The organism is Bacillus sp. AFS023182, assembly GCF_002560575.1.
Classification (GTDB): domain Bacteria; phylum Bacillota; class Bacilli; order Bacillales; family Bacillaceae_G; genus Bacillus_A; species Bacillus_A arachidis.
Genome location: NZ_NTRO01000051.1, coordinates 121,721 through 133,746, shown reverse-complemented (window position 1 = coordinate 133,746; position 12,026 = coordinate 121,721). Strand labels below are relative to the sequence as shown.

11 protein-coding genes are annotated in these 12,026 nt (G+C 37.0%); 2 read left to right on the top strand and 9 right to left on the bottom strand.

Annotated elements, in window-relative coordinates; genetic code table 11:
• The 3 genes from CN288_RS20225 to CN288_RS20215 form a co-directional block, all read right to left on the bottom strand.
• On the bottom strand, positions 1 to 1,259 hold a 1,259-nt coding region (locus tag CN288_RS20225), incomplete at its 3' end, for a collagen binding domain-containing protein (protein WP_255260022.1).
• 1,765 nt (positions 1,260 to 3,024) lie between these two features.
• A complete protein-coding gene (gene argS, locus CN288_RS20220) occupies positions 3,025 to 4,695 on the bottom strand; it encodes an arginine--tRNA ligase (RefSeq protein ID WP_026592060.1) in 1,671 nt (556 codons plus the stop codon).
• Positions 4,695 to 5,132: a DUF1934 domain-containing protein gene (locus CN288_RS20215; protein WP_026592061.1), complete on the bottom strand. Its 438-nt coding sequence runs from the start codon at positions 5,130 to 5,132 to the stop codon at positions 4,695 to 4,697. Before CN288_RS20215 ends, argS begins: the two co-directional genes overlap by 1 nt.
• 204 nt (positions 5,133 to 5,336) lie before the next feature.
• Between CN288_RS20215 and CN288_RS20210 the strand changes: the two genes are divergently transcribed.
• Positions 5,337 to 6,323: a S66 family peptidase gene (locus CN288_RS20210; protein ID WP_026592062.1), complete on the top strand. Its 987-nt coding sequence runs from the start codon at positions 5,337 to 5,339 to the stop codon at positions 6,321 to 6,323.
• A 25-nt stretch (positions 6,324 to 6,348) separates the two neighbouring features.
• Here the strand turns inward: CN288_RS20210 and CN288_RS20205 are convergent, their stop codons facing one another.
• Complete coding sequence (locus CN288_RS20205) at positions 6,349 to 6,711, bottom strand: YxeA family protein (protein WP_026592063.1); 363 nt, start codon at positions 6,709 to 6,711, stop codon at positions 6,349 to 6,351.
• Positions 6,712 to 6,944: 233 nt separating this feature from the next.
• Between CN288_RS20205 and CN288_RS20200 the strand changes: the two genes are divergently transcribed.
• The gene (locus tag CN288_RS20200) at positions 6,945 to 7,982 is read left to right on the top strand and encodes a PTS sugar transporter subunit IIC (RefSeq protein ID WP_026592064.1); all 1,038 of its coding nucleotides are present in this window, start codon (positions 6,945 to 6,947) and stop codon (positions 7,980 to 7,982) included.
• 42 nt (positions 7,983 to 8,024) lie between these two features.
• On the opposite strand, the gene CN288_RS28410 is transcribed toward CN288_RS20200, so the two are convergent.
• The 5 genes from CN288_RS28410 to CN288_RS20175 all read right to left on the bottom strand — a co-directional run bounded on the left by CN288_RS28410 (position 8,025) and on the right by CN288_RS20175 (position 11,989).
• Entirely contained in the window at positions 8,025 to 8,225 is a 201-nt protein-coding gene (locus CN288_RS28410; protein WP_081811027.1) for a hypothetical protein, read from the bottom strand.
• Positions 8,213 to 9,085, bottom strand: a complete 873-nt coding sequence (gene speB, locus CN288_RS20195) for an agmatinase (protein ID WP_003209245.1) — start codon at positions 9,083 to 9,085, stop codon at positions 8,213 to 8,215. The genes CN288_RS28410 and speB overlap by 13 nt, the downstream gene beginning before the upstream one ends.
• A gap of 313 nt (positions 9,086 to 9,398) precedes the next feature.
• Positions 9,399 to 10,226: a polyamine aminopropyltransferase gene (gene speE / locus CN288_RS20185; protein ID WP_026592065.1), complete on the bottom strand. Its 828-nt coding sequence runs from the start codon at positions 10,224 to 10,226 to the stop codon at positions 9,399 to 9,401.
• A gap of 186 nt (positions 10,227 to 10,412) precedes the next feature.
• Complete coding sequence (locus tag CN288_RS20180; protein ID WP_026592066.1) at positions 10,413 to 11,576, bottom strand: MFS transporter; 1,164 nt, start codon at positions 11,574 to 11,576, stop codon at positions 10,413 to 10,415.
• A 5-nt stretch (positions 11,577 to 11,581) separates the two neighbouring features.
• Positions 11,582 to 11,989: a MerR family transcriptional regulator gene (locus CN288_RS20175; RefSeq protein ID WP_026592067.1), complete on the bottom strand. Its 408-nt coding sequence runs from the start codon at positions 11,987 to 11,989 to the stop codon at positions 11,582 to 11,584.
• Positions 11,990 to 12,026: the final 37 nt, after the last annotated feature.

Here is a 12,026-nt window from a genome sequence, read left to right as displayed (position 1 = left end):
ATGCTTTCTGGGCGTTTGCCAAACTTGTTGTTGTTGTCATTCCATATCTTCGTTCCTGAAACAGATATAGTTTTCACTTTATTTGGAATATCCAGTTCGACTCCATTTTCAGCATCTGATTTTATTTCAAACTCTACTTTTTTCTGAGGATCGAAATCAATATAGTCTGGAGCCGAAACTTCTTGCACATAATATTTACCTGGTGATAATTTAGGAGTTTCAACTATCCCTTTTTCATTTGTTTTATATTCGCCCCCAACTTGTTCACCAGACTCTTTATACAACTTAAACGAAACATTCGGGATTACTTTTTCTTTATTTCCTTCAATATGTTTAACAATTTTTAGCTTTCCTTTTGGAACCTGGTTACCTTCAGCACCACCACCAGCTGCCATATTTTCGACCGAGTGACTACCTGAATCAGTAACTGGTTCTTTGTCTAGAACTTGGTAATCAATCGTATAATCATTCTTAAAGAATTCTTGCTTCTTTCCGGCTTCCGTTATAGTAGCTGTATAAGCAATCGAAAAGGAGGTAAGATTTGCTTTATCCTTATAAAGCAAAACTTTAAATGTGGTATCACTAGTAAACGTAATCTTTCCATAACCTTGAGATTCAAACTCTTGCAGTGATAAATTTTGACGGCCTAGATCACTATTAATATCTACCCTGAAACTATCTTTATTAAGTGTTTGACCTTCTTGCAAACGATCAGACACAACAATATCACGACTTAGCTTTTCTTTATTTAGGTTTATATTCAAGAACCAACGTACTTCATCGTCCCCTGAGAGCATATCACCAGTTTTATAAAAAAATGGTCCCTCTCCAGGCTCTGTACCACCACCACCTTTTGGGCCGGTAATTGTTACAGCTTGTTTATCTACATTTGTACCGAAATTTGTTTCAATTTCTTTCTTTTCATCAGTTCCTACTTGAGTAGCTTGCACTCTAAAATTTAAATACCCTGTAATATTTTCATATGCATCTACTTTTTCATTAAATGTACATACCACAGTACCTGACGTTACTTTACAAGTACCATAATCACCTAAATTAAACGTTGTACTCATGCCGCTTAATTCTGGAGGCAGCGTTAATGTTAATGTGTCTCCAGGTTTCAGCCTAACTCCATCTTTTTCACTGAAGTTTACAGTTACTTTGGTCAGTTCTCCGCTCTGTAAATCTGTTTTATCAATCTTAAAGCTATCCACAAGTCCTAATGTATTTAACTCTTGTGCATTTGCGATTATAGGCATTAAACTCTGACCTATAGTAAACATCAAAATCATTATAATCGAAAAAATCGAAGTTATTCTTTTTAAATACATACTTTGTGTGATTCCTCCCTATAAAATTGAATGCATATAAATCCTGATACAAACATACTATGACAAAGATTCTATTATTCAATGTCATTAAGCCATTTTCCTTAAATATGTTTGATAGCTATTATCATCTTTTTCTCTTTTTTCAACTCTTCTATTACTTAGAGACTTGAAATTTGCTTTGTATATCGATTCATCTAATTTCTCCGACATGTCTAAACTGTGTTATTTCCGGTCTATATTACTTACCAAAAATAGATAAAGGAATTCAAATTACAAAAACACATGAACAGGTCATAGGATAACCTCAAAGTCAGGAGAAGACAATTCAACAAGCATTCACGATAAAACTCATGACCATCATTCATCTTATTTATTATGCTGTAGGGGTTTCAAAACTTCTCCATATCCATCGCGGAACGATTGCTCAGTACGTAAAAGTTTTCAGTGCGGGCAAGTATGGGCAAACTATTTCATAGTAAATATGCATTTGGCCACCTTCCATACTTATCCTCCTGAAGAATGACAAGAAGTACAGCGTACAATCGAATTTAGCACACCAGCCGAAGAATGTTATAGCTGTGAAACGTGCTAGGATACTCGTACTCTAAAGGATGTCATTGAAGATATGTCTTCGTTTTCTGTCATCATGAGTCGAAGTAAAATTAGCCATATGTTAAAACATTTTATGTTTCGTTACACAACTGAACTACACACCGAAACAATCTGACAAGAAAAACAAGAAGCGTTCCAATATAAGCGCTATATGATTAAAAACGCTCCGAACGAAGTATTGTTTACCTATGAAGATAAAAGTCCTATTCTCCAAATCTGAATACAATGGAACGAATTTTGGGGGTAACTAAAAAAGAGTTTTACTGGAAAATAATTACATGTGAATCGTGCGGAAATATGAAATTCAGCCTTTTCATTTTTGGAGTCTATAAATGAGTGTCGAGAAAAAGTAATTTGCCTAATAGATCTATGACTATGTCGAAGAATTAAAATGAACTTATACATACATTTCACTTACTCGCTAAGAAGCGTTAGCTTTTCTAAGGTGACATTACATTTTAACATCGAGAAATTTATATATAAGTGATGATAATATCAAAATCGAGAGATTTATATCCTTTCATTATTTTTATCAAATCATGAAAACCTTAGTTGGACTATATGTACTATTTTAGACATAAAATCCCTAGTTTTTTGACTAGGTTGGAAGTTTTCATGATTCATTACTAATTTGTGTAGATACTTGATTAGATGCAGTGTTAGTTTAGTATTTCGCATGGTTGTAACAATGTTATTCACAACGATTACACCATTTCCTGGTAACATTCCATCAACTAATACGACATGTACGGCTTTTTGATGAATTTACCCCCCAACAACCTATTATTCTAGAATCATTCTAAAAAAGCAATAGTTAATTGGTGATTTTCTATTTTCCTTTTATCACCACAACATATTTTTGTCACATACATTAGAGTAAAAAACTGCAACAGAAAAAGAGATAGCTTTGCCATCTCTTTTTCTGTTGCAGCTTCCTGTTATTAAGCCATACGTGAGGTTCTCCCTATATGACTTTTCGGTGTGTTTCTTTCTTTGACGTCTGATCGGTCTATAGACCGATCAGACGTTTTATATCAACTTGTATATCATTTATAAACAAAAATAGGTATCTTTTTTCCTATTACATTTTCTCTGGCGCAGATACACCAACTAATGCTAATGCATTTTGAAGTGTGATGCGTACTGCACGCATTAATTCGTAACGAGCTTTACTTAATTCTAAATTATCTTGGTTTAATACTTTTTCTGCATTGTAGAAGCTATGAAGCGTAGCTGCTAATTCAAACGCATAGTTTGTAATGCGGTGTGGCAGGCGCTTCTGCGCTGCTTCGGCAACTGCCGCTGGGAATTCACCAAGTTTTTTCAGTAAGTCTACTTCTTTTTCAGAAGCAACAAGTTTGTAGTTTACATCTCCGCCTGTAGTTAATCCAAGCTCTTCACCTTGACGAAGGATGCTGCATACACGTGCATGAGCGTATTGTGCATAGTATACAGGGTTTTCGTTAGATTTTGATACCGCTAAGTCCATATCAAAGTCTAAGTGAGAGTCACCGCTGCGCATTGCAAAGAAGTAACGCATTGCGTCCACGCCTACTTCTTCCATTAGCTCACGAAGTGTAACGGCTTTACCTGTACGCTTACTCATTTTTACTTTTTCACCATTTTGGTATAGTTGTACCATTTGGATGATTTCTACTTCTAACGTCTCTTTATCGTAACCAAGCGCTTGAATTGCAGCTTTCATACGAGGAATGTAGCCGTGGTGGTCAGCACCCCAAATGTTGATTAATTTATCAAATCCGCGCTCTAATTTATCACGGTGATACGCGATATCTGGCGTTAAGTATGTGTAAGAACCATCATTTTTAATTAATACACGGTTTTTATCATCACCATAAGTCATAGAACGGAACCAAGTTGCTCCATCTTCTTCAAATATTTCATCACGCTCTTTTAATACTGCAAGAGCTTGATCAATCTTTCCGTTTTTGTATAGTGATGTTTCAGAGAACCATACATCAAACTTAACACGGAAGCTTTCTAAGTCTTTTTGAAGTTTTGCTAATTCGTATTTCAAACCGTACTCACGGTAGAATTCATAGCTTTCTTTCTCATCAACTTTTGCATAACGGTCGCCAAACTCTTCAGCTAAGCGTTGTCCGATTCCGATGATATCCGCACCATGGTAGCCGTCTTCTGGCATTTCTTTTTCTAAACCTAATGCTTGCATGTAACGAGCTTCAACAGAAAGCGCTAAGTTATGAATTTGGTTACCAGCGTCGTTGATGTAGTATTCACGAGATACATCATATCCTGCTTTAGCTAATACGTTACATAACGTATCACCTACTGCCGCACCACGTGCATGTCCTAAGTGAAGGTCACCTGTTGGGTTTGCAGATACGAACTCAACTTGTACTTTTTCACCCTTACCGGTATCCGTCTCACCATAAGCCTCACCAGCATTAACAATCGCTGAGATTAGATCTGTTAAATAGCTGTTATCCATGTAGAAGTTAATAAAACCAGGACCAGCAATTTCAATCTTTTCAATAGAAGCTTTTGCTTTATCGAAGTTTGCAATTAATTCTTCTGCAATCATACGAGGAGCTTTTTTTGCTACGCGCGCAAGCTGCATCGCCATGTTTGTAGAGAAATCACCATGTGTTTTATCTTTTGGAGATTCTAATACAACGTTTGGAATTTGTTCTTCTGTTGCTAATTCTGCTTTCAATACGGCAGCTTTAATTTCTTCTTTAATCAATTCTTTTACTTGTTCTAAAGAGTTCATTATTTTGCCTCCTTCAAATTAATCGTAATTGTATATCGGCCAGCTTCTTGTTCACCCAGAAGCAATGCGTACGTTAAAAAGAGTTGTCCTTTTTTCTTCTCGTCCGACCATTTAAAAAGAACGTTATCAGTTTTCGTTTGCAATGTAAACGTACCAAGCTCACTCGTATACGTACCAGTTGTCCATTCACCTTTCACATGCGTCTGACGCATCGAAACAGCACCTGAACGCATAATAAGAACTTGTTCACCTTGAATTTTAATGATTGTCTTTACTTCGCCTTGTTCGTTCGGCTCTTGAAACGTTACGTATGTACCTTGACCTTTTACATAGTATTGACCATTTGCCTCAAAAGCAACGGTCTCCTTTCGTGCCCCTTCACGGATTTCTGTTACGAAATGAACGTGTACTGGCAAGCCTGCAAGTTGTTTCTCCACGTCTTGCACACCTTTCAACATGTTATAGATATTAAATAAACTTTATAATAAATCACTTTTTCTATCATATCAAAAAAAACCTCTGTCTGTCTGCTGAAAAATCAGGAAAACCCTGTTCCAAAAAAACAATTTATAAAGATCTATCCCCTATGATAAAATATCTTTTAAATCTAAATTTTCTTTCATTAAAAGGAGATGTGAAAAATGATACCGCCAAAGTTAAAAAAGGGAGATGAAATCCGAGTTATTTCACCGTCTTCTAGTTTAAGTATTGTTTCAGATTATAACCGAAAGCTTGCTATGAAACGACTAGCAGCTATGGGATTTCGCGTTACATTTTCAAAAAATGCGGAAGAAATTGACCGTTTTACTTCCTCCTCTGTTTCTTCCCGTATCCATGATCTTCACGAAGCTTTCGCTGATCCAAGCGTAAAAGCAATCTTGACAACACTTGGAGGATATAATTCCAACGGGCTACTAAGTCATCTAAATTACGACTTAATTGGCAGCAATCCCAAAATTTTATGTGGTTATTCTGATATTACTGCTTTAGGTAATGCAATTTATGCAAAGACTGGTCTGATTACATATTCGGGTCCCCACTTCTCTTCATTCGGAATGGAGAAAGGGCTTGATTATACAATAGATTACTTTTTAAAATGCATGACTTCTGAAGAGTCGATAGAAATACAACCTGCTGAAACGTGGAGCGATGACCCTTGGTATATGGATCAAGAAAATCGAACTTTCTTCCAAAATGAAGGTTATATCTCCTTGCATGAAGGTGAAGCAGTTGGAAAAATTATTGGTGGTAATATGAGTACCTTTAATTTGTTGCAAGGCACAAAATATATGCCAAGCTTACGAGATAAAATATTATTTTTAGAAGAAGACTCTTTAACCGGAAAAGCTACAGTTAAAACTTTCGATCGTTACTTACACTCTCTCATCCAACAACCAGACTTTGAACATGTAAAAGGCATTGTACTTGGAAGACTACAAAAAGATTCTGAAGCTGTCATAGAAGATATTCAAGAAATGACTTATTCAAAACAAGAACTGTCCCATATTCCTGTAATTGCAAATGCTAACTTTGGGCATACTACCCCAATTTTTACTTTCCCAATTGGCGGGCGCGCAAAAATTATTTCAAGTCAAACAAACACATCTATTACAGTTTTAACACATTAAAAAAGGAGCGCACAATTCGCTCCTTTTACACTTTTTGTAATTTCTTTAAAGCCCTTTCTGGGATTTCTTCTTTTGAAACTTCAGCCCAACCTTTCCCCTGCATGCCTTTCGCGTAAATTTTTATAAAATCACCTGAGTGCAATTGATGGTTCACCATCTTTTTAATTGTTTGCTGTTTCCCGTTCTCTGAGTAACCATTTAATGTATATAAATATTCATCGTCTATCTTCTCGCCCTTATTTATAACCGCATAATAATCTTGTATTTCTTTATTTGAAAAGAAGTTATCGACAAACGCCTGAACACCTTCTGTTTTTGTTTGTAAATAATACGCTGTACCACCTAAAATAATGGCAAATACAGCTAACACTTTTATTACCAATTTCATACATGGCCTCCTATTTATATATCCTTCTGATTAATCACATATTGATATCTGTATTATACAGAATGGGACATACTATACACCATTGAAATGTATTACACTTTCCTTACACAATTGTAAGGAAAAATATTTGTAGTATGTTCTTAATAAAAAAATTTTCCGTTTAAACAATTTTTGTATTATTATTGAATAATACAAATTTTTATAATAAATATCAAAAAGGAGACAGTTTTCAAATGGCTATCTTACAAGGTTTAGCACTACTACTCGTTGTACTTTTTCTTTTCACACTGTTTAGCTACCGTGCTCCTTACGGAATGAAGGCAATGGGCGCTTTGGCCAACGCTGCGATCGCAAGCTTTCTTATTGAAGCATTCCATCGTTATATCGGTGGAGAAATGTTTCATAACAGCTTTTTACAATCAGTTGGACAGGCCTCTGGTAGTATGAGCGGTGTCGCAGCTGCAATTTTGGTAGCACTCGCAATTGGTGTATCTCCTGTATATGCTGTTTTAATCGGTATTGCCACAAGTGGATTTGGTATTTTACCAGGCTTTTTTGCTGGTTATATTTGTGCCTTTGTCGTGAAATTTCTCGAGAAAAAATTGCCAGCTGGCGTAGAATTCCTTGCAATTTTATTCATTGCAGCACCTCTTTCACGCGGAATGGCTATGCTCATGGATCCCGTTGTAAATGCAACACTTGGAAAAATTGGTTCTATTATTTCAATTGCAACTACAGAAAGCCCGGTTATTATGGGGATTATGCTCGGCGGGCTCATCACAGTTATCTCTACATCTCCATTAAGCTCCATGGCTCTAACTGCGATGCTTGGTTTAACAGGTTTACCAATGGCTATTGGTAGTCTTGCAGTAGCAGCCTCTGCTCCAATGAACTTTATTTTCTTTAAACGTTTAAAGATTTGTTCAAAGAAAGATACAATCGCTGTCGCAATTGAACCATTAACACAAGCTGATATTGTCGCAGCGAATCCAATTCCAATTTATACAACAAACTTTGTTGGTGGTGCACTTGCTGGTATTATTACCTCCCTATTCCAACTTATAAACAATGCACCCGGTACGGCATCACCAATTCCAGGACTCCTTGTTCTCTTTGGATTCAACGATGGAATAAAAGTAGCGATTGCAGCTATATTATGTGGAATTGTTACCACAATTATCGGTTACATCGGAACTATTATTTTCCGTAAGTACCCAATTCGTTCCGCTGATGAAATTCGCGGAATCTCTACAGAAGAAAAAGTTGCATAAAAAAAGAGGAGCTAGCCCCACTAAATGGGACTAGCTCCTCTTTTAATACAGATTGTTTGCAGCTGGTTTTCGAATTTTAAAGAACGGTCGATATGTTGTGTCGAATCGTCGATATCGATGCTGCAAATCGGCTAGAATGCTCGGTGGCTTCGCTTCTTCCTGCGAGGCAAAAATCGCCTCTACGTCTGAAGCTCCATCCCCCTTCCATTCTGAACGAGCCGTTTCCGCTTTTATTTTACCCAACCAAGAAGCATTTCCCGCACGAATTTGCTTGCTGCGATTGGTGTTTGATCACTATGATCATAGACTGGAGCTACTTCTACTAAGTCTGCTCCAACTACTTTTATATTTGAATTTGCAATTGCTACGATGGAATCTAATAGTTCTTTCGATGTGATACCACCAGCTTCTAATGTTCCTGTTCCAGGAGCATGCGCTGGATCTAATACGTCGATGTCAATTGTGACATAAACTGGGCGTCCTGCAAGCTTTGGTAATACTTCTTTCAACGGTTCTAACACGTCAAATTTGTATAGGTTCATGCCCACTTCTTTTGCCCATTCGAATTCTTCTTTCATTCCAGAACGAATTCCGAAAGAATATACGTTTTCCGGACCAATTAAATCGCACACTTTACGAATTGGTGTAGAGTGAGATAAAGGCTCTCCTTCATATGACTCGCGCAAATCAGTATGAGCATCCATATGAATGATTGCTAAATCCGGATATTTTTTTGCCATTGCCTTAAAAATTGGCCAAGACACTAGATGCTCACCGCCAAGACCTAGTGGAAACTTACCGGCATCCAATAGTTTTGTTACATATTCTTCAATCATGTCTATACTGCGTTGTGGATTTCCGAATGGTAGCGGAATATCACCAGCATCAAAATATTTTACATCTTCTAGTTCACGATCTAAATATGGACTGTACTCTTCTAGTCCAATCGATACTTCACGAATACGTGCAGGACCAAAACGAGAGCCTGGACGGTAACTTACTGTCCAATCCATTGGCATCCCATAAATTACGGCCTCTGCATCTTCAAAACTTGGATGACTTTTAATAAATACTTTACCTGAATAAGCTTCATCAAAACGCATATTCTTTTCCTCCTTATGTGGAACTTAAGGTATCCCAACCTTTCATTATTTCTCAAATTTGGAGTGCTATACTCCTCTTTCTCGATTTACCTCAATCTTCTTTTAGCGATAGAAGATTATTTTATTATAATAGCGTCAGCAGCTAGCATGTCCGTTCTATCGCACACCTTGAATGAGCTGCTTCCGCTTTTCTATTTGTCCAGCTGCTGCGGCTAGAATACTCGGTGGCTTCGCTTCTTCCTACGAGGCAAAAATCGCCTCTACGTCTGAAGCTCCATCCCCCTCCTATTCTGAACAAGCCGCCTCCGCTTTTCTATTTAAGTAAGTCTCCAACAAATTTCGGTAATACGAATGCTGCTTTATGCAGTTCTTTTGTGTAATATTTCGTTTCAATTTCGTGGAAACGCTCTTCGCTTACTTCTAATGGATCGTGCTCTTTAGATCCAATTGTAAATGTCCACATTCCACTTGGATATGTTGGGATATTCGCTGTGTATAAACGTGTAATTGGGAAGATTTCTTTAACGTCTTTAAACACAGTTGAAATTAATTCTGGTGTAAACCAAGGGTTATCCGTTTGAGCAACGAAAATACCGTCTGCTTTTAACGCTTTAGAGATTCCAGCATAGAATCCTTTTGTAAATAAGTTTACTGCTGGTCCTACTGGCTCTGTAGAGTCAACCATAATTACGTCATATTCATTTTCACTTTCCGCGATGTGTAAAAAGCCGTCTCCTACTTTCACTTCAACACGTTCGTTATCTAGAGCACCTGCAATTGATGGTAAGTACTGTTTAGAGTACTCGATTACTTTACCGTCGATTTCAACAAGTGTTGCTTTCTTTACACTTGGGTGCTTTAATACTTCACGGATTACACCGCCATCGCCACCGCCAACAACTAATACGTTCTCAGGGTTTGGATGTGTAAATAAAGGTACGTGCGCTACCATTTCATGATACACAAACTCGTCCTTCTCTGTTGTCATAACCATACCATCTAAAATAAGCATGTTTCCAAATTCTTCAGTTTCAACCATATCAAGCTTTTGAAATTCTGTTTGCTCCGTATGTAATGTGCGGTTAATACGCGCCGTAATTCCAAAATGTTTTGTTTGTTTTTCAGTGAACCATAGTTCCATCGTACAATCACGCCTTTCATTGCAAATTTATAATAGGGACATCATTAATGTCCCCTAACAAAAATAAAACAAAACATACAAAATGTATAGTTAAAAGTACAAAAATACCGAAAATATATTTTGGTAAAATTACTTTCGTTCGTAAATTGCAAAAACACTATATTTAACAATAAAGAAAACCCTTTCTTATGAAAGGGTTTCTGTCTCTGCGTTTATAGTTTCTTTAACAGGAAGTAAAATCATCACACAACCAACTAAAACAACAATTCCTCCAACTAAAAACGGACTTTGCGGTGAAATCGCATGACCGATAATTCCTGATAAAATTGGTGCAATTGCTCCGCCAAGCCAACGAACGAAATTGTATACGCCGGATGTAATAGATCTTTCATAAGGTGAAATATCCATGACATAGCTTGTATATAAAGCGTTATTTAGTCCAGATGCTAATCCTGATAATACAATAAGAACAATTTGTAACCACATGACTTTCACAAAGAATAATGCAATTAACAAAATCGCAAATACAAATAAACTAAAACGTAGCAATGCTTTCGGCTCATATTTACCTTCCAGTTTATGTGCTAATATCGCAGATCCGTATGCTAGCGCTAAACCCCATCCACAAAATACAAAACCGAGCTGAATTGCTGATAAATGCATAATAAGTGGTGAATATGCTAACACAACGAAAAATCCATAATAATATAACATGCCTGAAATAGCACCTTGCATAAACGGTTTATATTTAATCAAGTTAAGTAATTCCCCTACACCAGCTGCTTTACGCTTTACTTTTCGCTCCGGTTCTTTTACAAAAAAGAAAACAAGAATAAATGCTAGTAAAATTAAAAGACTTGTCGCGAAAAATGGATAACGCCAAGAATATCCGCCGAGTAAACCACCTAATAATGGACCACCGGCCATCCCTAAACCGATTGCCGCCTCATATAAACCAACCGCTTCATGTACTTCTTTACTAAGTGCAATTAATAATGTCATCGCTGTTGCGAAGAACATTGCATTACCTAATCCCCATCCTGCACGGAAAAGAGATAACTGTGTAATTGTTTGTGATACACCGCATATAAAAGCGAACACAGTTACAATTGCGAGACCAATCGTCATCATTCTCTTATCACCAAACCGCGCTGCGAATAAACCAGCTGGCAGCATCATAATTGCCATCGTTAAAATATAAGCTGTAAATAACATCTCCACTTGCCAATGTGTTGCCCCTATCTTCTCAGCAATAATGGGCAAAATAGGATCGACTACTCCGATGCCTGAAAAGGCAAGAAAAGTAGCCAACACTGTAATTAATCTTCCGAATTTTTGTTGGCTCTCCATATTCATTACTCTCCTTTTGTTTCATCCAAAAATCTAGTTGCACGCTCTAAACTATTCTCTAATTCTGCTTTCACGCGCTCCATTTGTTTCATTTTTGTATCTAGCGTTTGTACTTGTTTCTCGAGCATATTCTTAATTTCTCGAATCACATCGCGATCACGTGGATTGTCACTATTTCGTCTTTGCTCCATGCGCTCTTTTAACGATAAGAAATGCTGCATTTCTTGAAGTGTGATTCCTAGTACTTCTTTCGCCTCTACAATCTTTTTAATACGGACAATATCCTCATCCGTATAAAGGCGAATGTTTCCTTCACTGCGCTCCGGTGGATGAATTAAACCAATTTCCTCATAATAACGAAGTGTACGTTTTGTTAAACCAACTTGCTTTGTTACTTCATCGATCTTATACATGTATATTCCCCCTTCCATCACATTATTACATTTTACG